Annotated in this window: 15 protein-coding genes; 3 read left to right on the top strand and 12 right to left on the bottom strand. The window is 65.2% G+C overall.

Features of this window, described 5'->3' with window-relative positions; all coding sequences use genetic code 11:
* Positions 1 to 259 precede the first annotated feature (259 nt).
* Positions 260 to 1,198, top strand: coding sequence for an exopolyphosphatase (locus F2P46_RS09360; RefSeq protein WP_166887955.1), 939 nt, complete (start codon positions 260 to 262; stop codon positions 1,196 to 1,198).
* An 11-nt stretch (positions 1,199 to 1,209) separates the two neighbouring features.
* Here the strand turns inward: F2P46_RS09360 and F2P46_RS09355 are convergent, their stop codons facing one another.
* The 3 genes from F2P46_RS09355 to F2P46_RS09345 form a co-directional block, all read right to left on the bottom strand.
* Positions 1,210 to 3,597, bottom strand: a complete 2,388-nt coding sequence (locus tag F2P46_RS09355; protein WP_166887952.1) for a bifunctional diguanylate cyclase/phosphodiesterase — start codon at positions 3,595 to 3,597, stop codon at positions 1,210 to 1,212.
* 119 nt (positions 3,598 to 3,716) lie between these two features.
* The gene (locus tag F2P46_RS09350) at positions 3,717 to 4,982 is read right to left on the bottom strand and encodes a nitronate monooxygenase (RefSeq protein WP_166887949.1); all 1,266 of its coding nucleotides are present in this window, start codon (positions 4,980 to 4,982) and stop codon (positions 3,717 to 3,719) included.
* A gap of 191 nt (positions 4,983 to 5,173) precedes the next feature.
* Positions 5,174 to 5,659, bottom strand: a complete 486-nt coding sequence (locus F2P46_RS09345; protein WP_099881460.1) for a YajQ family cyclic di-GMP-binding protein — start codon at positions 5,657 to 5,659, stop codon at positions 5,174 to 5,176.
* Positions 5,660 to 5,774: 115 nt separating this feature from the next.
* On the opposite strand from F2P46_RS09345, the gene murB reads away from it, so the two are divergent.
* A complete protein-coding gene (murB, locus tag F2P46_RS09340) occupies positions 5,775 to 6,842 on the top strand; it encodes a UDP-N-acetylmuramate dehydrogenase (RefSeq protein ID WP_166887946.1) in 1,068 nt (355 codons plus the stop codon).
* Positions 6,843 to 7,045: 203 nt separating this feature from the next.
* Positions 7,046 to 10,186, top strand: coding sequence for an exo 1,3/1,4-beta-D-glucan glucohydrolase (locus F2P46_RS09335; protein WP_229509181.1), 3,141 nt, complete (start codon positions 7,046 to 7,048; stop codon positions 10,184 to 10,186).
* A gap of 48 nt (positions 10,187 to 10,234) precedes the next feature.
* On the opposite strand, the gene F2P46_RS09330 is transcribed toward F2P46_RS09335, so the two are convergent.
* The 9 genes from F2P46_RS09330 to F2P46_RS09290 all read right to left on the bottom strand — a co-directional run bounded on the left by F2P46_RS09330 (position 10,235) and on the right by F2P46_RS09290 (position 20,573).
* A complete protein-coding gene (locus F2P46_RS09330) occupies positions 10,235 to 10,546 on the bottom strand; it encodes a pyrimidine/purine nucleoside phosphorylase (protein ID WP_166887943.1) in 312 nt (103 codons plus the stop codon).
* The gene (locus F2P46_RS09325) at positions 10,543 to 11,580 is read right to left on the bottom strand and encodes a diguanylate cyclase (protein ID WP_166887940.1); all 1,038 of its coding nucleotides are present in this window, start codon (positions 11,578 to 11,580) and stop codon (positions 10,543 to 10,545) included. Before F2P46_RS09325 ends, F2P46_RS09330 begins: the two co-directional genes overlap by 4 nt.
* Positions 11,581 to 11,622: 42 nt before the next feature.
* Positions 11,623 to 12,642, bottom strand: coding sequence for a chemotaxis-specific protein-glutamate methyltransferase CheB (gene cheB / locus F2P46_RS09320; RefSeq protein WP_166887937.1), 1,020 nt, complete (start codon positions 12,640 to 12,642; stop codon positions 11,623 to 11,625).
* The gene (locus tag F2P46_RS09315) at positions 12,639 to 14,900 is read right to left on the bottom strand and encodes a hybrid sensor histidine kinase/response regulator (protein WP_166887934.1); all 2,262 of its coding nucleotides are present in this window, start codon (positions 14,898 to 14,900) and stop codon (positions 12,639 to 12,641) included. The genes cheB and F2P46_RS09315 overlap by 4 nt, the downstream gene beginning before the upstream one ends.
* Positions 14,897 to 15,583 carry a chemotaxis protein CheW gene (locus F2P46_RS09310; protein WP_166887931.1) on the bottom strand — a complete coding sequence of 229 codons (687 nt, stop codon included), beginning with the start codon at positions 15,581 to 15,583 and terminating at the stop codon, positions 14,897 to 14,899. Before F2P46_RS09310 ends, F2P46_RS09315 begins: the two co-directional genes overlap by 4 nt.
* Positions 15,580 to 16,872, bottom strand: a complete 1,293-nt coding sequence (locus F2P46_RS09305; protein ID WP_166887928.1) for a protein-glutamate O-methyltransferase CheR — start codon at positions 16,870 to 16,872, stop codon at positions 15,580 to 15,582. Before F2P46_RS09305 ends, F2P46_RS09310 begins: the two co-directional genes overlap by 4 nt.
* Positions 16,869 to 17,327 carry a chemotaxis protein CheW gene (locus tag F2P46_RS09300; RefSeq protein WP_166887925.1) on the bottom strand — a complete coding sequence of 153 codons (459 nt, stop codon included), beginning with the start codon at positions 17,325 to 17,327 and terminating at the stop codon, positions 16,869 to 16,871. Before F2P46_RS09300 ends, F2P46_RS09305 begins: the two co-directional genes overlap by 4 nt.
* 11 nt (positions 17,328 to 17,338) lie before the next feature.
* The gene (locus tag F2P46_RS09295; protein WP_166887922.1) at positions 17,339 to 19,156 is read right to left on the bottom strand and encodes a methyl-accepting chemotaxis protein; all 1,818 of its coding nucleotides are present in this window, start codon (positions 19,154 to 19,156) and stop codon (positions 17,339 to 17,341) included.
* A 184-nt stretch (positions 19,157 to 19,340) separates the two neighbouring features.
* Entirely contained in the window at positions 19,341 to 20,573 is a 1,233-nt protein-coding gene (locus F2P46_RS09290; RefSeq protein ID WP_166887920.1) for an argininosuccinate synthase, read from the bottom strand.
* Positions 20,574 to 20,578 lie beyond the last annotated feature (5 nt).

Here is a 20,578-nt window from a genome sequence, read left to right as displayed (position 1 = left end):
ACTGATGAGATGTTGTCACTGTAGGACGCCGCCCGCCGCGCTGCGCGGCCTTTGCGACAGGCTGCATAATCGGGGGAACAAAGCGCGCCAGCCGGGCCGGTGGGGCGCCAGGGCGCAGGCGGGCGCCACGCGCGCGCTTTGTCGCGCCAGCGCCCCGCCAGCGCCGACGATCGCGCCGCAGCGGTCGGTTGCGCGGTATGATGAAGGATCGAACCGGTCGCGGCCGGCCCGCTGTTCCACCTGCCCAAGGGGATGTCTTATGTCTGCCGATGTGAAAAAATACCGTTTGATCACGCGTAGCGATTTCGATGGCCTGGTCTGCGCCGTCTTGCTCAAACACCTGGACCTGATCGACGATATCCTGTTTGTCCACCCCAAGGATATGCAGGACGGCAAAATCGTGGTCGGCGACGGCGACATCAGCACCAACCTGCCGTACGTGGCCGGGGTCCACCTGGCGTTCGACCACCACGCATCCGAAACGATCCGCAACAGCGGCGAGCGCGCTAACCACATCATCCATCCTGAAGCGCCCTCGGCGGCGCGGGTGGTGTACGACTACTACGGCGGCGCCTCGGCCTTCCCGGCCGCCTGGTACGACATGATGGCCGCCGTCGACAAGGGCGACGCGGCGCGCTTTAACCAGGAGGAAGTGCTCGATCCGCACGGCTGGGACTTGCTCAACTTCCTGATGGACGCCCGTACCGGGCTGGGGCGCTTCCGCGATTTCCGCATCTCGAACTACGCCCTGATGATGGACTTGATCGATTATTGCAAAAATCACAACATCGACGACATCATGACGCTGCCCGACGTCAAGGAACGCATGGACCTGTACGTCGAGCACAACAGCAAGTGCAAGGAGCAGATCAAGCGCTGCGCCACGGTGCACCGCAACCTGGTCGTGCTCGACCTGCGTCAGGAAGAAACCATTTACGCCGGCAACCGCTTCATCATCTACGCCCTGTTCCCGGAAACGAACATCTCGATCCACGTGCTGTGGGGCCTGAAAAACCAGAACACCGTGTTCGCCACCGGCAAGTCGATCCTGAACCGGACCTCGCGCACCCACATCGGCGCCCTGATGCTCGAATACGGCGGCGGCGGGCACGAAAACGCCGGCACCTGCCAGGTCTCGAACGAACTGGCCGAGGAAGTGCTGGGCGCGCTGATCCAGCGCATCACCAGCGAGGGCTGAGCGCGGGGGCCTCAGGCCGCCGGCGCCGCCACCAGCATAGCGTGCAAGGCATGCTCGGCCAGCGGGGCGCTGAAATACGTGCCCTGCAGCTCGTCGCAACGGTTGGCCCGTAAAAACTCCATCTGCAGCCGTGTTTCCACCCCCTTGGCGATGACGCGCGCGCCGAGGTCGTGGCCGACGTCGATCAGCGCCTTGGCCATCGCGCCGCTGCGCTCGTCGGACGTGATCTGGTGCACCGCCACCTTGGCCAGCTTGACGTGCGTGAGCGGCAGTTTTTGCAAGAAATTCAGGTTCGTCGAAGCGTCGCCAAAGGCGTCGAGCGAGCGCAGCACGCCCAGGTCGCGCAATTGCGACACCACTTCCACGCTCAGGTGCGCATTCGCGTTCAGGCTCTCTTCGCGCAATTCCAGTTCCAGTTGGGACGGCGCGATCTTGTGGGTCGCCAGGATGCCGGCGATGTGTTCGGCATAATGGGGCTGGGAAAATTCACGGCTGGAGGCGTTGACCGCCACCGGCAGCGGGGCAAATCCGGCGCTGCCCATGCGCTGCATGAACAGACAGGCTTCTTCGAGCACATAGTCGCCAATGGCCACGATCAGGCCGCTTTCTTCGGCTTCGGGCAGGAAGGAGGCCGGCGCCAGCACCCCCAGTTCCGGATGGCGCCAGCGCAACAGCGCTTCCAGGCCCTGGATGCGGCCGCTGCGCAGGCAGATCTGGGGCTGGTACAGCAGGAACATTTCGTGGCGTTCGAGCGCGCCGCGCATGGCGTCTTCCAGCTTTTGCTTGGCCTGGGTGGTCGACTTCATGTCGGCCGAAAAGAAATGCACCTCGCCCGTCCTGGCCGCCTTGGCGTGGTACATCGCCACGTCGGCCGCGCGCACCAGGTCGAGCGCGCCACCGCCATCATGCGGATACACGCTCACGCCGATGCTGCCGCCGACCGCGATATCGTTCGAATCGAAGCTGACCGGCTGCGACATGGCCACCCGCAAGCGCTCGATCATGCGCAAGGTGTAGCGCAGCGATGGCTGGTTGACCAGCACCAGCACGAACTCGTCGCCCGACAGGCGCGCCACCGTGTCGCTCTCGCGCACCGACGATTGCAGGCGCCGCGCCACCATTTTGAGCACCTCGTCGCCCGCCTCGTGGCCATGGCTGTCGTTGATCTGCTTGAAGCCGTTGAGGTCGATCAGCACCGTGGCCACCAGCGACTTGTTGCGCTGGGCCATGTGCAGCGCCTGTTCCAGCCGGTCCCACAGCAGGGTGCGGTTTGCCAGGCCGGTCAGCGCATCGTGGTTGACCTCGTGTTCGAGGTGGGCGGTGCGCTGCTTGACGGCCGTGACGTCGTTGATCACGCCGATGAAATGGGTGACCTTGCCGCGCCCGTCGCTGACCGGCGTGATGGTCAGGTCGTTCCAGAACAGCTCGCCATTGCGGCGCCGGTTGCGGAACACCACGTTCACTTCGCGCCGCTCGCGCACGGCCGCGCGCAACTGGTCGCGTTCGTCCTCGTCCATGCCGGGCATGCCCATGAAACGCGCATCGCGTCCGATCACTTCCTCGGCGCTGTAGCCGGTGATGCGCTCGAAGGCCGGGTTGGCGCACTCGATCGGATTATCCTTGCCGGCGCAGCGCGAAATGACCAGGCCGCTGCTGGTGGCGTGCAGGGCGCGTTCGCGCAGGCGCAGGCGGTCTTCCTGGGCGCGCCGTTCGGAAATATCGAGCCCCATGCCGCACAGGTAATAGCGGCCGCGGCAGCTGATACGCGCGCCGCACAGCAGGTAGGGCGTGGCGCGGCCGAACTTGTCGAGATAGTTCGCCTCGACCATGGACGGGGCGCCGTGCTCGAACACGTTGCGGATCGTGGCCGCGATCAGGCGTTTTTCGGCCAGGTCGTACATGTCGAGCGCGTTGGCGCTGCGCACTTCGTCGGACGTCATGGACGTCACCTGTTCCAGCGTCTTGTTCCACAGCGCAAAGCTGCCATCCTCGCGCAAGACGTAGAAGGTGCCGGGAAGCACGTCGATGATGCTCGACAGCGGCATGCGCCCGACCGCCTCGGAATCGGACTCGTCGCAGGCGCCGTCGAGCAGGGCCACCAGATGGGTGAGCGCGCCGTCGTTGCCATGCTGCGGCAGCAGGGTCAGGAAAATGGTGTGGACGCTGCCGTCGGCGCGCACGAATTCGAGCTCGGAAGCATCGCAATCGCTGGGAAACTCGCTCCAGTGCTGGCGCCAGACGCGGCGCCCGTGCTCGCTGAGCAGCGCCGTCAGCGGCTGGTGCAAGGCATCGGCGGCGGCAATGCCGAGCACTTTTTCGCAAGCCGCGTTCCACGTAATGATATGGCCGCCCGCATCGATCAACAGGGCGGCATAAAAGGTGTTCTCGCGGTCAGGCATGCGCCTCTCCAATCGACCATAATGGGGATTGGACCGGCAAATGCGCGGAAGGTTCGCCGCGAGCGGCGATTCAATGAAAGCGGCGGGCAAGCAGCCCGCCGGCAGGCATCAGCGCACCCTTACGCCAGCGCGATTTCCTGGCGCACCGGCAGGGCGATCTGGTTGTCGACGCTGAACTGGTAATCCTGGAACACATGCTCGGCCGACAGCATCTGGTAATTGCCGTCCGCCAGCTTGTGGGTCGTATCCTTGAGGCGATACGTATAGTGGCCGCAGGTCCAGCAATTGAAATTGCGCATGTGCGTGCACAGGCAGGTCTTGTCCATCACCACCACGGTCTTGCTGTCCGGATTGGCCAGCACTTCGCGGTTGTAGGCATTGATGTAGGAACAGTTGCCGGTCGCATCAAGCAGATAACCATACGACTCGCAGCCCGGACGGATGCCGGCGCCGATCGCCGGGGTGCTCTTGAGCATGCGCATCGGATAGCCGGTCGGCGAAATGCCGTTGACGATGATGTCGTCTTCGGTGGCGCGCACGTACTCCTGCTTGACCTTGTCCGGCAGGCCGCATTCGTGGGTGATGGTGAAGCGGGTCGCCACCTGCACGCCGGCGGCGCCTTTTTCCAGGAAGCCGGCCGCGTCGGTGCCGGTGAACACGCCACCGGCCGCGATCAATGGGATCTCAAGCTTTTCTGCGCGCATGTAGGCATGGATTTCATCCATGATGGTGTGCAGGTCGTACTCGGCCCAGTCCATGCCGAAACCGAGGTGGCCGCCGGCCAGCGGGCCTTCGACGATGATGAAGTCGGGCAGGCGGTCCAGCTTGGCGACCTTGCGCAGGAAAATCTGCAGCGCGCGCACGGACGAGACGATGATGCCCAGCTTGGCGTCGCGGAAACGCGGATGGTCGGCGATCAGGGCGAACGAGCCCAGGTGCAGGCCGGCCGACATGGTGATGCCGTCGATGCCGGCGTCGAGCGCGGCGGTCAGGCGCGTGCGCAAGGTTTCGCGCGGCGAATTCATGGTCAGCTTTTCCATGCAGTTCACGAAAATGAGGCCATCGCCGCGTTTCGCTTCCATGGTCGCGCCGACGTGGCGGCGCGTGGCGTCGGCCAGGCGCGACAGGTCGAACTGCACCACCGCCTTGTCCATATTGTTAATATTGAACTTATAGGTCTTGGTTTTGTCTTTGACATAGCTGGTGTCGAACTTGCGGTCCGAGACATCCTCGACCATGGCATCGGAAATATGCCCGATCCCGCCCAGGCGCGCCGCTTCGAGTGCCAGTTCGGAGGTCGAAATATCGACCCCCATGCCACCGATCATGATGGGCACATAGTCCTTGTTGCCCAGACGCAGGCGGAAATCATCAACACGTTTCATTGCTATCCTTAGACTGCCAAGTTTACTGGTGCGCCGGCGCGGCCTGCGGCCAGCTTGCGCACCTACAATTCTACCCCAAGCGACCTTGGTGTTCTACGTTCCAGCGAGCAAAACCGGGACCAAGCGCCCCGGTTTGTTCATCCATTCCCGGCGCGAAGGGCCGGTTACTGTCGATTGAACGATGAAACCGATCAATCGCGGAAGTTATTGAATTCCAGCGGCATATCCGGCACATCCTTGCGCAGCATCGCCATGGCGGCCTGCAAGTCATCGCGCTTGGCGCCGGTGACACGCACCGATTCGCCCTGGATGCTGGCCTGGACCTTCATCTTGCTATCCTTGATGACCTTGACGATTTTCTTGGCGTCGTCGGTTTCGATCCCGTTTTTCACCTTGATGACCTGCTTGACCTTGTCGCCGCCGATTTTCTCGATCTTGCCTTCATCGAGGAAACGCACATCGACCTTGCGCTTGGCCAGCTTATTGGTCAGCACATCGCGCACCTGCGAGAGCTGGAAATCGGAATCGGCGAAGGCGGTCAATTCGGTATCCTTCTGTTCCACCTTGGCCGAGCTGCCCTTGAAATCGAAACGGGTGGTGATTTCCTTGTTGGACTGCTCGACGGCGTTTTTCACTTCAATCATGTCTGCTTCGGAGACGACATCAAACGACGGCATAATGGGATCCTTTTTACTTGCAAAATGTAGAATGCCGATATTTTAACGGACAACGGGGGCGGCGCCCCTGAACTGAACCGGTTTTTTCCCCTAAATGCCTCCAGAACGCTCATTCATGCCAACAGACCTCGTCATTTCGCCCGACTTTTCCCTCCGTAGCGTCAATACATTCGGTATCGACGCGCGCGCGCGCGCCTACCTGAAGGTGACGCAGGTCGGGCAACTGGCGCAGGTGCTGGCCGACCCGGTGCTCGCCGCCATGCCGCGCCTGCTGCTTGGCGGCGGCAGCAACCTCGTGCTCACGGGCGACTTCGACGGGCTGGTGCTGCACATGGCCATCGAAGGGCGCGCCGTCGTGGGCGACACCGGGGGCGACACCGCGGGCGAGGACGGCGGCAGCGTGCTGGTGCGCGCCGGCGCCGGCGAAAACTGGCACGGCTTCGTGCAGTGGACGCTCGCGCAGGGGCTGGGCGGGCTGGAAAACATGGCCCTCATTCCCGGCACGGTGGGCGCCTCGCCGATCCAGAATATTGGCGCGTACGGGGCCGAAGTCAAGGATGTGTTCCATGCGCTGACCGTGTTCGACGTGGCCAGCGGCCAACTGCGCACGATGGACGCGGCGGCCTGCCGCTTCGGCTACCGCGACAGCGTGTTCAAGCATGCCGACGGGGCCGGGCTGGTGATTGTCGACGTCACCTTCGCGCTGCCGCGCGCGTGGACGCCGAACCTGAAGTACGCCGAACTGGCGCAGGAACTTGCGGCAAGCGGACTTGCGGCAAGCGCTCTGGGAGCGCCGACCGCGCAGCAGGTCAGCGATGCGGTGGTGGCGATCCGGCGCCGCAAGCTGCCCGATCCGGCGCAGATCGGCAACGCCGGCAGCTTCTTCAAAAATCCCGTGGTAAGTAGCGAACAATGTGCCGCCTTGCTGGCCGCGCACCCCGCGCTGGTGCATCACAAACAGGCCGACGGTGGCGAAAAGCTCGCGGCCGGCTGGCTGATCGACCAGTGCGGCTGGAAAGGGCGCAGCCTGGGCGCGGCCGGCGTCTACGAAAAACAGGCGCTGGTGCTGGTCAACCGTGGCGGCGCCAGCGGCGCCGAGGTGCTCGCGCTGGCGCGCGCCATCCAGGCCGATGTGCTGGCCCGCTTCGGCGTCTCCCTCGAAACCGAGCCCGTCTTCGTCTAGTGTCCATGCGCGCCAGGCCCGGGCCTGGCGAAAATGTTCAGAAAACATTATCTTTTTGGTTAATTCTGTTAAATAATGAAAGTGCGAGTGAAGCGCTTCCAATTTCGCTTTCCGCGATTGCCGCCGCTTCCTTGCCTGGGTGTCCGTTCACGGTGCGGCACAGCGCTGGCGCGCCCCAGCCATTCAATCAGGAGACCAACAAGATGCGAAACACCTTACCTACCTTGATCCGGACGCTGCTGGCAGCGGCCGCCTGTGGCGCCATGCTGGCCGCCTGCGATGGCGACAGCGACCCGGCCAGGCCGGAGATCCCCACGCCGCCGCCGGTCGCCGTCGACACGGTGACGCAGTACAGCGACTTCCCCAACGTGGCCAGCGATATCAAGAAAGATCCGGCGATCGAGTCCGCCATCGCCGCCATCGTGGCGGGGATGAGCGTGGCCGAGAAAGTCGGCCAGATGACGCAGCCTGAAATCAAGAGCATCACGCCGGAGCAGGTGCGCCAGTACTACATCGGCTCGGTGCTGAACGGCGGTGGTTCTTTCCCAGGTAACAACAAGCTGGCCGCGCCGGCAGACTGGGTCAAGCTGGCCGACGCGTACTGGAAAGCGTCGATGGCCACCGATGCCAAGGTCAAGATCCCGGTGATCTGGGGTACCGACGCGGTGCACGGCCACAATAATGTGTTCGGCGCTACCATGTTCCCGCATAACATCGGCCTGGGCGCAGCCAACGATCCGGCCATGATGCGCCGCATCGGCGCGGCCGTGGCCGCGCAAGTGTCTTCCACCGGGATCGACTGGACCTTCGCCCCGACCCTGGCGGTGGTGCGCGATGACCGCTGGGGCCGCACCTACGAAAGTTATTCGGAAGATCCGCTCATCATCACCAAATATGCGCGTGAAATGGTCAAGGGCTTGCAGAACGATTTCGCCGGCAGCGGCAACGTCATCGCCACGGCCAAGCACTTCATTGGCGACGGCGGCACCGATCTGGGCAGGGATCAAGGCGTCAACATGTCCAGCCGCAACGACATGATCAACATCCATGGCCAGGGGTATTACCACGCCCTCGGCGCCGGCGCCCAGACCGTGATGGCCTCGTTTAACAGTTGGGACAATGAGAGCCTGAATATCAAGGTCGGCAAAATGCACGGCAGCAAAGAGATGTTGACCGATGTGCTCAAGACCAAGATGGGCTTCGACGGCTTCGTCATCGGCGACTGGAACGGCCACGCCCAGGTGCCGGGCTGCAACGACGGCGGCTGCGCACAGGCGATCAACGCCGGCGTCGACATGATCATGGTCCCGGACAAGTGGAAAGAGTTTATCGACAACACCATCGCCTCGGTCAACAAGGGCGACATTCCGCTGGCGCGCATGAATGATGCCGTGACCCGCATCCTGCGCGTGAAATTTCGCGCTGGCATCATGAGCGCCAAATCGCCGCTGGAACGCCAGTACACCGACGCCAGCCGTCTGCAGCATCGTGCACTGGCGCGCGAAGCGGTGCAAAAGTCGCTTGTGCTGCTGAAAAACGATAACAAGGTGTTGCCGCTCAAGCGCGGCGACAAGATCCTGGTGGTCGGCAAAAGCGCCGACAGCCTGTCCAATCAAACCGGCGGCTGGTCGCTCACCTGGCAGGGCACGGCCAATACCAATGCCGATTTCCCGAACGCGGACAGCATCCTGACGGCGATCAAGTCGGTGGCCGGCGAGGCCAACGTGGTGTACCGCCAGAACGCCGCGGACATGAACGTGGCCGGCTTCAAGCTGGCCGACTTCAAGGCCGTCATCGCCGTCATCGGCGAAACCCCGTACGCCGAAGGGGTGGGCGACATCGGCAAGAGCGGCACCCTGGAGCACGCGCGCCGCTATCCGGAAGACCTGGCCGTGCTCGATGCCGTCAGCGGCAAGGGCGTGCCGGTGGTCACCGTGCTGATCACCGGCCGTCCGCTCTGGGTCAACAAGGAGCTGAACCGCTCGAATGCGTTCGTGGTGGCCTGGCTGCCCGGCACCGAAGGCAAGGGTGTCACCGATGTGCTGTTCCGCAAGGACAATGGCGACGTCAATCTGGACTTCAACGGCAAGCTGTCCTTCTCCTGGCCCAAAACGGCGTGCCAGATGGCCAACAAGGGCGACGCCAGCTACGATCCGCTGTTTGCCTATGGCTTCGGGATGCGCTACGCGGACGACACCAAACTGGCCAGGCTGGACGAAACGGCGCCCACCCTCGGTTGCGCCCAGGTCGCCGGTAACGGCAGCCAGGCCAGTAGCGACCTGGAGGTGTTCCGGTCGGCCGACCAGGCGCCCTACACGACCCGCATCGGCGACCCGAGCGCCTGGTCGCTGCCGCTGGGCGCCGACTTGAACGCGGTCACGACCCTGCCCAACGTCAAAGCCGAAACCACCCAGATCAATGTCCAGCAGGACGGCAAGAAAATCACCTGGAGCGGCGCCGGCCAGTTTTACTCGCAAGCGGCGACCACGGCCGACCGTGAAAGCTACCTCAACGCCGACGCGGCCCTGGTGTTCGACACCATCGTGCACAAGGCGCCGGCCGGGGCGGTGAAAATGCGGGTGGACTGCAAGCACCCTTGCGCGGGCGAAGTCGACGCCACCAGCTTGTTCAAGGGCTTGCCGCTGGCGCTAAAGCGCACCGTGAAATTGCCGCTGTCCTGCTTCGCCGCCAAGGGCGCCGACTTCACCCTGGTCGATACGCCGTTCCTGGTCTACACCGAGAAGGCGTTTGCGGCCTCGTTCGCCAACATCCGCTGGGTGCCGGGCGCGGCCAAGGATGCCGATGCCGCCACCTGCGCCAGCCTGGTGCCGGAACCGGTGGTGTTCGGGCCGCCGCTGCCGGGGCCGACGTACGGCGTGTTCAGTGCGGGCGCGCTGACGGGCGACCTGGCGCTGACCACGTACTCGTCCAATGGCAGCCACGTCAAGGCCAGCCTCACCCAAGCCGATGGGCTGGACATGAGTTTCGCCGCCGACGGTGGCGACGGCCTGGTGATGATCACCGGCACGCCAGTCAATCTGAGCAACTTCGCCGGCGGCACCCTGCAGTTCGAGATCAATGTCGGCAGCTATGGGGCCAACAGCGGCGGCCTGGCGGTCAAGATGGAAAGCCCGGGCACCAATTGCAAGTCGGGCGATCATGTCTTCGGCCGTCCGGCGCCGGGTGGCTGGACACCGGTCTCGGTCAAGGTCAGTACGCTGACTGCGGCGGCCGATCCTTGCTTTGACCTGCGCAACATCGGCATGCCGTTCGGCACCTTGCCGAAGTGGGGCGATCAGCAGGGCGTGCAGTACAAACTGCGTCAGATCCGCTTCGTGCAGTAAGCCCTTGTCGCGCTGAAGGACGGACGCCGGGCGGCGTCCGTTGAATCGTCAGCCGAAGTGGCAGACGTAGTCGAGCGTCTCTGTCGTGTCGATCTCGAACGCCGTGTTGGCGCCGACGCTGAAGCGCTCGCCCGCGCCGTAGTCTTGCCAGGCGTCGCTGCCGGCCAGCTTGACCCGGCATTTGCCGGCCACGATTTCCATCACTTCCGGCGCCGCCGTGTTGAAGCTCAGCTGCGAGGGGAAAATCACCCCCACCGTTTTTTTGCTGCCATCGGCCAGCAACACCGTGTGCGAGACGCATTTGCCGTCGAAGTAGATGTTCGACTTTTTGCTGACGGCGACGTTTTCAATCATGCTCATGGACTTCCTTCTTCAGGTGGGGGAATCTCGGATTCGGCCACGCATACGCGGTTGCGCCCGCCCGTCTTGGCCGCGTACAGCGCCTTGTCGGCGCGCGCGGTCAGGTTGGCGGGGCTGTCGCCGCGCGAGGGCACCACGCTGGCCACGCCGATCGACATGGTGACGATGCCGCCGGCTGCCTGGGGATGCTCCATCGCCAGCCTTTCGAGGTGGCTGCGCACGGCGTCGGCCACCACTCGCGCACCGGCCAGGCTGGTTTCGGGCAGGATGATGGCGAACTCTTCGCCGCCATAGCGCGCCGCCAGGTCGGCCGGACGCTTGAGGTTTTCGGTCAGCACGGCCGCCGCTTTTTTCAGGCACAGGTCGCCCGCGAGGTGGCCGAAGGTATCGTTGTAGGCCTTGAAGCAGTCGATGTCGCACATCAGCAGCGACAGCGGCTTCTGTTCGCGCTGGCCGCGCTGCCATTCGAGCGTGATGACGTCGTCGAAACGGCGCCGGTTGGCGATCCCGGTCAGGCCGTCCAGGGCGGCGAGCTTTTGCAGTTCGATGTTCGCTTCGGCCAGTTTTTGCTGGCTCTCGCGCAGGAAGCGGAACGCTTCGTCGCGCTGCAGGCGGCTGGTGTGCGCCGCCGAGTGGTAGCGCACCCGCGCCAGCAGTTCCAGCTTGTCCGGCAGCTTGACCATGTAGTCGTTGGCGCCCACCGCAAAGCTGTGCGCCTTGAGCTTGGGGTCTTCCTTGGCCGAGAGCACGATCACCGGCACCTGGCGCAGGCTGTCGTGCTCGCGGTACTGCGCGATCAAGCCGAAGCCGTCGATGCCGGGCATGACCAGGTCTTGCAAAATCAGGGTCGGTTGCATTTGTGCGGCCGTCTCGAGCGCCAGCGAGGAGTCGAGCACGTAGTGGTATTCGATGTCGGCCTGGTCGGCCAGCATGCGCCGCACCGCCTCGACGATGATCGCCTGGTCGTCCACCATCAGGACCCGCACCTTGAAAACGGCCGGCTCCGGCATGTAGGGTTTGTTTACATCAGACATCGGTAATCAGCTTTTCGGTAGTGCCGGCGCGAAGGTGGAGATTCAATTCCCGGCCAGTTTCGACCCAATTCTACTGCGCAATGCGCGCCCGATGTTTTCTAACGATAAAATTTGCTGCGCGGCATCGATTTCAGCGGCCGCGCGTGGCATGCCGTACACGGCGCTGCTGGCCTGGTCCTGGGCGATGGTGGCCTTGCCGGCCTGGCGCATGGCGAGCAGGCCGGCGGCGCCGTCGCGCCCCATCCCGGTCAGCAGCACCCCGGTCGCGTCGCCTTCCCAGTAGCGCGCCACGCAGTGGAAAAACACGTCGACCGAGGGCCGGTAGGCGTAATCGCGCGGCACGTCGTCGTAATGCAGGCGGTGGCGCGCGCTCAGGACCAGGTGGTCGTTGGTGCGGGCGACCTGCACGCAGCCCGCTTCGAGCGCATCGCCGTCCTCGACCACGCGCACCGGCATCAGGAGCTGCTCGCCGAGCCACTTGGAAAAGTGCGCCGCGAAGTTTTCGTCGATGTGCTGGACCACCACGATGGCGGTGCCGGGGGCCGGGTTCCAGCCGGCCAGGATCTTGGCCACGGCGATCGGGCCGCCGGTCGATGAACCAATGGCCAGCAGGTGCTTGATCCTGGCGTCGGCGCGCTCGGGCGACTGCGCGGGATGGGCTTCGGCGCCGCTCACGCGGATCAGTTTGCCGATGGTCTTGATTTTGTGCAGCAGTGCGCTGTCGCCCCCGTCACCGCGCGCCAGCAGCGGCGTGGCGGTGACGTCGAGTGCGCCGGCGCCGAGCGCGCGGAACACCTGGCTCACATTGTCCTGCGGCTGGCCGGTCACCACCAAAATCGCGCACGGCGTTCTTTCCATGATCTGGCGCGTCGCTTCGACCCCGTCCAGTTGCGGCATGTTCAGGTCCATCAGGACCAGGTCGGGGCGGTTGTCGGCGCACAGGCGCACCGCTTCCAGGCCGGTGCGCGCGATCCACACCACCTGGTGTTCGCTGGTGCTGGCCACCACGCGGCGCAGCGCTTCGGCCGCCATGGCGACGTCGTTGGCGATCCCGATCTTCATAGGCCGGCCTCGCCGATCAGGTCGAACACGGCGTCGAGCAGGGTCTCGTCGTGGAAGCTGCCCTTGGTCAGATAGTAGTCGGCGCCGGCGCTCATGCCGCGCGCGCGGTCTTCGGGACGGTCCTTGTAGGAGACGATCATCACGGGCAGTTTGTACAAATGGATATCCTTCTTGACCAGGCCAACGAGTTCGATGCCGTCCATGCGCGGCATGTCGACGTCGGTGATTAACAGGTCGTAGTCGCCGCTGCGCACCACGTTCCAGCCGTCGATGCCGTCAATGGCGATGTCGACCTGGTAGCCGCGCCCCTGCAGCAGCTTGCGTTCCATTTCGCGCACGGTGAGCGAGTCGTCCACCACCAGAATGCGCTTGACCTTGCGTTTTTCGGGGCCGCCGCGCGCGCCCAGCTGGTGCAGGCCGCCTTCGTGCAGCAGCTTGTCGATCGACAGCAGCAGGTCCGGCACGTCCAGGATCAGGACCGCAGCGCCGTCGTCGAGCAGGGCGCCGGCGCTGATGTCGCGCATCTTGCCGAAGATCGGGTCGAGCGCCTGCACCGCCAGGCTTTGTTCGCCGCGGATCGCATCGACCACCAGCGCGTAGCGGCGCTGGGCCGCGCCGATCACCACCACCGCCAGCTCGCCCGCGCCGGCGCCGATCTGGCCCAGTTCCAGCACCTGCGCCGCCGACACCAGGCCGAGGTGCTCGCCGCCGAAGTCGAAGAACTGCTTGTTCTCGAGCGTGTGGATCTCGCTTTGCGGCACCTTGAGCACGCGTTCGACCTTGACGATCGGGATCGCGTAGGCTTCGCCCTGCACGTCGACCACCAGCGCGCGCACGATCGATTGCGTCAGCGGCAGGGTGATCAAGGTGCGAAAGCCGGCGCCGGGCACGGACTCGATGCGCACCGTGCCGTTCTGTTCGCGGATGGTCTGGTGCACGATATCGAGCCCCACGCCGCGCCCGGAGATGGCGCTGGTGGTTTCCTTCAGGCTGAAGGCGGGCAGGAACAGGAATTCAATCAGCTCGGGCTGCGACATGGCCGCCGCCATCGTGGCGCTGGCCATCTTGCGCTCGACCACCTGGCGCCGGATGCGCTCGATGTCCACGCCGCGCCCGTCGTCCGCAATCTCGATACTGAGCATGCCGGCGCGGTGGCGCGCTTCGAGCACGATGGTCCCGAGCGCCGGCTTGCCGGCGGCGATGCGCTCGGCCTGGGTTTCCATGCCGTGGTCGACGGCATTGCGCAGCATGTGGTTGAGCGGGCTTTCGATGCGCGCCAGGATGTCGCGGTCGACCAGCGTGTCTTCGCCTTCGATCACGAGCTGCGCCTCCTTGCCCAGGCTGCGCGCCAGGTCGCGCACCATGCGCGGAAAGGCTTGCACGCCGTCGCGGAAAGGGCGCATGCGCAAGGTCAATACTTCGTCCACCAGGTTTTTCGAGACCCCCAGCAGGCGCCGCTCGTAGCTTTCGATGTCGGCCATGTGTTCGAGCATGAACTGCTTGAGCGGATGGGCCTTCTGGCCGGTCAGGGCCGATTGCTCGATCAAGGCCTGGTCGCCGCCGCGCACCACCGCGTCGTGCAGTTGTTCGAGCGCCTGGAACAGGCTCGCCTGGTTGCGCTTGAAGCGCTGCAGCTGCGCGATGAACGGGTGCATCTGGTGCGCGTTGATGCGCGACTCGCTGGCCAGCGCCAGCAGGCGGTCGAAGTTCTGGGTCGCCTTGGGCGCGCCCACGACCCGATGCGGCGCCGCTTCGTCGGGCGGCGCGACCGGCGCTGGCGCAGGCGGTTCCAGCGCCAGCGGCGGCGGCGCGACCGGAAGCGGGTCGGGCGGCGGCGCCGACACGATCTGCGCAATGCCGGCGATGCTGTTCATGGTGGCGCCGATGCGCGCGCCGTGCTGTTCCAGCCAGGCCGGCAGGGCGGCTTCGTCCAGGGTCGAAAACTGCAGGATCAGGTCGACCCCGGCCAGCAGCACGTCGATGCGCGCGGGGGTGAGCTGCAACTGGCCGTGCTGGGCGGCGACGAAGGCGTCTTCCATGCCGTGCGCCAGCTGCACCACGACGTCCAGGCCGACGATGGCGGCGGCGCCCTTGATCGAATGGGCGGCGCGCATCATGGATTCGGTCGTCGAAGCGTCGCCGCCGCCGCGTTCCATGCTCAACAGGCCGTCGGTGAGGATCTGGGTCTGGCCGTCCGCCTCCATGCGGAACAGGTCCAGCATCGAGAATTGACTGAGGTCGCCGCTGCCGCTGCTCATCGCAGTAACCTGTTCAGTTGGTGGCCGATCAGCGGCGCATCGAGCACGCCGATGCGCATCTCGCCGTGGGTCAGCACGCCGGTGATGAAGCGCTGCAGGCCCTTGTTGAGGGTGGCCGCCGGCGCGCCCACGCTGGCAGCGCCGTAGCGCAGGATGCCGTGCAGGTCGGCCACCGGCAGGGCGAAACGCTGCTCTTCCCAATTGATGACGAGCAGGCGCGCGAACACATGGCGTCCGCCCTGTTGCGGGGCGTCGTTTTCGTCGATGCCGAGCAGGGTGGCCAGTGCGATGGACGGCGCCAGCGTGCCGCCGACGTTGACGATGCCGGTCAGGCCGCCGCCGCTGCGGTGCGGCAGCGAATGGCTGGCGGTCAGCGGCGCGACCGAGGCCACGATGTGTGCCGGCAGCATCAGCCACTCGCGCCCGAGACGGAACACCAGGCCCGAGCTGTCGTGCTGCGCGCGCGCGGCCTGCGGCTGGCGCAGCAGGGCGGCCCAGTCGTCGCGGTAGGCGGCGTCCACCGGGCGTTGCATGCTGCGCCTGGCCGCGCCGGCGTAGACCTCGCAGTTGCGGCAGTGGACATGCTGTTCGAGCTTGGGGCAGCTCATGTCGCCGGCCACGCCGATCGTGTTCCAGCAATCCTGGTCGTCGAGCGCGTGCAGGGTGTCGGGGGCGCTGGTCATCGGAGCGCCTTGCGTGGCGCGCTGTCGCTGGTGTCGCCGTTACCATTGCCGTTACCGCGCTGGTAGATGCGCGCGGCGCGCTGCTTGAAGGCGCTCGCCTGCGCCTGGTCGCCGCTTTGTTCGGCCAGCAGGGCCAGGTGGCACAGCGCGTCGTAGTGGTCCGGCTTCAGATAGACGCAGCGGCGCCAGTAGTGGCCGGCGGCGTCCATTTTCTGTTCGCATTCGCTCACCATGCCGAGGATGAAATAGGCATCGGCCGAATCGGGATCGGCCGCCAGCAGCTCGCGGCAGGCGGCGGCGGCGCCCTGCAAGTCGCCCAGGTCGGCCTGGCGGCGCGCGCGCGCCAGCAGGTCGGCAGGGGCCGTGCGCATGACCAGCTGCGCCGCAACCGGGGCCGTCACGCGCAGCCCCCGCGTGGCGGGCGCCGTGGCGGCCGGCGGCGCCGGCGTGGCGACCAGCGGCCGCGCCGGGCGCACGTGCTGGCGTGCCGGCAGGCGCGCCGGCCAGGCCGCGTGCGCGCCGGTTTTTTCGAGCGCGAACGCACCCGGCGCGCGCAGCGCCGCAAAGCCGTTGCGGCAGAACGCCGGCACTTCGGCGTAGCCGGCGAACAGGATGCCGTCGTCGGCCAGCAGGCGCGCAAGGCTGGCGATGGCGGCCGCCACGGTGGGGTCGTCGAAGTAGATCAGCAGGTTGCGGCAAAAGATGACGTCGTAGTAGCCGGGCCGGCTGGAAAAGGCCGGGTCGAGCAGGTTGGCGTGGCTGAACGTCACCTGGGCGCGGATCTCTTCGCAGATCTGGTATTCGGCGTCGACCGCCGTGAAGAAGCGATCGCGAAAATCGAGGTGGCGGCCGCGAAAGGCGTTGCGGGTGTAGCGGCCGGCGCGGGCGCGCGCCAGCGCCACCTGGGACAGGTCGACCGCGTCGATCGCGACATCGGCGCTGGCCACGCCGGCGCTTTGCAGCGACATGGCCATCGAGTACGGCTCTTCGCCGCCGGCGCACGGCACCGACAGGATGCGCAGCGCTCGCGCGGCGCTGGCGTCCAGGCGCCGCACGATGAAGGCGGTGGCCGCGACAAACGCTTCGGCATCACGGAACATCCACGATTCCGGCACCACCACCAGTTCGGTCAGGGCCGACAATTCTTGCGCGCTGGTGGCGAGCAGGCGTTCGTAGGCCAGCGCGTCGGCCAGCGCGATGGCCTGCATGCGCCGTTCGACGGCGCGCCCGACCACGGCCTCGGTCAGGTTCAGTCCCGTCACTTGCTGGAGCAGGTCGCGCGCTTTCATGACGCCGCTCCCGCGTTCGGGAACAGCAGCGCGCGCACGTCGGGCGCGAGCAGTTGCTCGAGGCTGACCAGTTGCAGCATGCCGGTGCCGCTGGTGGCCACCTGGCCCAGAAAAGGCGCGCCGCCCACGCCGGGGTCGAGCAAGGCGTCGGCATCGACGCTGTCGACGCCGACCACGTGTTCGGCCAGCAGGCCGAGCGGGCGCGTGGCGCCCTCGCCGGTGGGGTAATCGACCAGGATGATGCGCGAGTCGTACCACAGCTGCCCGGGCGCCACGCCGGCCAGGCTGGACAGGTCGATCACCGGCACCGCTTCGCCGTGCAGGTCGAGCAGGCCGGCCACCCAGGCGGGAGCGAGCGGAATGGCTTTCAGGGCGGCCGCCGGCACCACCCGCGCCACCGCCCACAAGGGCAGGGCGTAGCGGTCGGCGCCGATGTGAAAGACCATCACTTTCATCGACCCGCTCCTCAGGCGTTGACCGAGAAGGTGGCCACCGACGATTGCAGGTCGCTGGCGGCGTACTGCAACTGGTGCACCGCTTCGCTGGTGGCCTTGAGCGATTCGACCGTCTGCTGGGTGGCGTCGTTCAGTTGCATCATGGTGTCGGAAATCTGCGACGCGCCCACCGCCTGCGACTGCATCCCCTGCAGCACCAGGTCGAACTGGGGGGCGAGCTTTTGCACCTGGTCCATCACGGTCGAGAGCTGTTCGCCCACCTGGCGCACTTCGCCCACGCTGCGCCGGATCTCTTCGGAGAACTTGTCCATGCCCATCACGCTGGCCGATACCGCCGACTGCATCTCCTTGAGCATCTGCTCGATGTCCCAGGTCGACACCGAGGTCTGGTCGGCCAGGCGCCGGATTTCGGTGGCCACCACCGAGAAGCCGCGCCCGGCGTCGCCGGCTTTTTCGGCTTCGATCGCGGCGTTGAGCGAGAGGATGTTGGTCTGGTCGGCCACCTTGGTGATGGTGGTCAAGACACTGTTGATGTTGCTGGCCTTTTCGGACAGCGCGGCCAGCTTGGCGTTGATCGAATCGGTGGCCGAGACCATGTGCTGCATGGTGCTGTCCATGCGTTTCAGGTTTTGCTGGGCGTCGGCGGTGGCGTTGGTGGTGTAGTCGGCCACCGCGGTGGCGTCTTCCATGGTTTTGAGCAGTTGGGTGGTGTTGGCCGAGATTTCCTTGGTGGTCGAGAGGATTTCGATGCTGGTCTGGGCCTGTTCGATGCCGGTCGCTTCCTGCTGCTTGGCCGAGGCGGCGATTTCGGTGGCCGAGGTGGTGACCTGGATGCCGGCCTTTTGCACGTTGTTGAGCAGGATGCGCAGGTTGCCGACCATGGTTTTCAGGCCGTCGCCCATGCGTCCGATGGCGTCGCTGCCGGTAATCGTCACGGTGCCGGTCAGGTCGCCGATGGCGGCCTTGGAGACCACGTCGAGCAGGGCGTCGACATTGGCGCGCAGCGCATTCGTGGCGGCCGCCTCGTTGGCCTGGCTGTCCTGGATCGACTGCGCCATGCGGTTGAATTCTTCGGTGACCTTGCCCAGTTCATCGCGCGAGACCACGGCCGCGCGCGCCGACTGTTGACCGCCCGCGATCTTGCCGACCGCTTCGGTCAGGTTGTTAAGGGGATTGAGCAGCGCGCGCGCCAGCATCCAGGCCACGACCGAGGCCAGCGCCACGCACAGCACGCCGCCCACGCTGAGCAGCAGGGACATGGTTTTTTGCAGTTGCGCCGATTCGATCGTGCGCCCGCTCAACAAGGCGTTTTCCTCGTCGGTCATCTGGTCGATCAGGCTGCGCACCTGGCTGACGGTCTGGAAGCCGCTGGCCAGTTCCGGCGAGCGCACGACTTGTTCGGTCACCCCGTCGCTGGCCTTGCCCATCGCCCGGCGCCGTTCGATCAGCGGGTGGATCACGTTGTTGAGCCAGTTGGCGGTCAGCGATTCGAGCGTCCTCACGCGCGCCTGCTGGGCCGGGTTGTCGGCGGTGAGCTGAATGGCGCGCCGAATGTTCTCCAGGAGGAATTTTTCCTCATTGATGTCGGGTGTCAGGAAGCGTTCTTCGCCGGTCAGCAGGAAACCGCGGGTTTCGGCCTGGATTTCCAGCACATTGGTGGCGATTTTGTTTGTTTCCAGCAGCACTTCCAGGGTATGGCGGTCCCAGCGGCTTGCTTCGGATATCTTGGAGAAATTGTTGTAGGCCAGGATCAGCAGGAACAGGATGATGGCGACGATGGCGCCGAAGCCCAGAAACAGCTTGTTCTTGATGCTCAGGTCTTTAAACATGGGGGCTCTCCGGGTACGATGTTGTTCTCTATAAATGTAACATCGTTGAGGGATGGCACGGTACGTTTCGCTGTGGGGGCGGGAACTTTTTCTGTTCGGGGCCCTTTGATTCGCCCAAAAACGTCGTCCCCCGCGCCAAGGCGCGGGGGGCGACGGGTCACTGGCTGGTGGTCTTAGCTAACGCTTACTGCCCGCGCTTTTCGCGCGCCACTGCGGCGATGCGCATGCGCAAGGCGTTGAGCTTGATGAAGCCGCCGGCGTCGGCCTGGTTGTACGCACCGCCATCTTCATCGAAGGTCGCGATGTTCATGTCGAACAGCGAATCGGTCTTTGAATCGCGCGCGACCACGATCACATTGCCCTTGTACAGCTTCATACGAACCCAGCCGTTGACCGTTTGCTGGGTGTGGTCGATCAGGGTCTGCAGCGCGACGCGCTCGGGCGCCCACCAGTAGCCGTTGTAGATCATCGACGCGTAGCGCGGCATCAGGTCATCCTTCAGGTGGGCCACTTCGCGGTCCAGGGTGATCGATTCGATGGCGCGGTGGCCGCGCAGCATGATGGTGCCGCCCGGGGTTTCGTAGCAGCCGCGCGACTTCATGCCGACGTAGCGGTTCTCGACCAGGTCGAGGCGGCCGATGCCATGCTTGCCGCCCAGGCGATTGAGTTCGGTCAGCACGGTCGCCGGCGACATGCGCACGCCGTTGACGGCCACGATGTCGCCCTTTTCGTATTCGAGGTCGAGGTACTCGGCCTGGTCCGGCGCCGCTTCCGGGCTGACGGTCCAGCGCCACATGCTTTCCTCGGCTTCGGCGCTCGGGTTTTCCAGATGGCGGCCTTCGAACGAGATGTGCAGCAGGTTGGCGTCCATCGAGTAGGGCGCGCCGCCGTTCTTGTGCTTCATGTCGACGGCGATGCCGGCGTCTTCCGCGTATTTCAGCAGTTTTTCGCGCGACAGCAAGTCCCATTCGCGCCACGGAGCGATGATCTTGACGTCCGGCTTGAGCGCGTACGCGCCCAGCTCGAAGCGCACCTGGTCGTTGCCCTTGCCGGTGGCGCCGTGCGAAATCGCATCGGCGCCGGTGGCGCGCGTGATCTCGATGAGGCGCTTGGCGATCAGGGGACGGGCGATCGAGGTGCCCAGCAGGTATTCGCCTTCGTACACGGTGTTGGCGCGGAACATCGGGAACACGAAGTCGCGCACGAATTCTTCGCGCACGTCGTCGATGTAGATATTCTCGGGCTTGATGCCGAACTTGATCGCCTTGGCGCGCGCCGGTTCGAGTTCTTCGCCCTGGCCCAGGTCGGCGGTGAAGGTGACGATTTCGCACTTGTAGTTATCCTGCAGCCATTTCAGGATGACCGAGGTGTCCAGTCCGCCCGAATAGGCGAGGACTACTTTTTTGATGTCGCTCATGGAGA

Source organism: Massilia sp. CCM 8734, from assembly GCF_011682155.1.
Taxonomy (GTDB): domain Bacteria; phylum Pseudomonadota; class Gammaproteobacteria; order Burkholderiales; family Burkholderiaceae_D; genus Telluria_A; species Telluria_A rubra.
The sequence above is the reverse complement of the archived record's forward strand: the minus strand, read 5'-3'. Positions and strand labels throughout refer to the sequence as shown.

Excerpts from the sequence above, each read along its gene's own strand:
- F2P46_RS09360 (WP_166887955.1), top strand. The coding sequence starts at position 260 with ATGTCTGCCGATGTGAAAAAATACCGTTTGATCACGCGTAGCGATTTC.
- F2P46_RS09355 (WP_166887952.1), bottom strand. The coding sequence starts at position 3,597 with ATGCCTGACCGCGAGAACACCTTTTATGCCGCCCTGTTGATCGATGCG.
- F2P46_RS09350 (WP_166887949.1), bottom strand. The coding sequence starts at position 4,982 with ATGAAACGTGTTGATGATTTCCGCCTGCGTCTGGGCAACAAGGACTAT.
- F2P46_RS09345 (WP_099881460.1), bottom strand. The coding sequence starts at position 5,659 with ATGCCGTCGTTTGATGTCGTCTCCGAAGCAGACATGATTGAAGTGAAA.
- murB (WP_166887946.1), top strand. The coding sequence starts at position 5,775 with ATGCCAACAGACCTCGTCATTTCGCCCGACTTTTCCCTCCGTAGCGTC.
- F2P46_RS09335 (WP_229509181.1), top strand. The coding sequence starts at position 7,046 with ATGCGAAACACCTTACCTACCTTGATCCGGACGCTGCTGGCAGCGGCC.
- F2P46_RS09330 (WP_166887943.1), bottom strand. The coding sequence starts at position 10,546 with ATGAGCATGATTGAAAACGTCGCCGTCAGCAAAAAGTCGAACATCTAC.
- F2P46_RS09325 (WP_166887940.1), bottom strand. The coding sequence starts at position 11,580 with ATGTCTGATGTAAACAAACCCTACATGCCGGAGCCGGCCGTTTTCAAG.
- cheB (WP_166887937.1), bottom strand. The coding sequence starts at position 12,642 with ATGAAGATCGGGATCGCCAACGACGTCGCCATGGCGGCCGAAGCGCTG.
- F2P46_RS09315 (WP_166887934.1), bottom strand. The coding sequence starts at position 14,900 with ATGAGCAGCGGCAGCGGCGACCTCAGTCAATTCTCGATGCTGGACCTG.
- F2P46_RS09310 (WP_166887931.1), bottom strand. The coding sequence starts at position 15,583 with ATGACCAGCGCCCCCGACACCCTGCACGCGCTCGACGACCAGGATTGC.
- F2P46_RS09305 (WP_166887928.1), bottom strand. The coding sequence starts at position 16,872 with ATGAAAGCGCGCGACCTGCTCCAGCAAGTGACGGGACTGAACCTGACC.
- F2P46_RS09300 (WP_166887925.1), bottom strand. The coding sequence starts at position 17,327 with ATGAAAGTGATGGTCTTTCACATCGGCGCCGACCGCTACGCCCTGCCC.
- F2P46_RS09295 (WP_166887922.1), bottom strand. The coding sequence starts at position 19,156 with ATGTTTAAAGACCTGAGCATCAAGAACAAGCTGTTTCTGGGCTTCGGC.
- F2P46_RS09290 (WP_166887920.1), bottom strand. The coding sequence starts at position 20,573 with ATGAGCGACATCAAAAAAGTAGTCCTCGCCTATTCGGGCGGACTGGAC.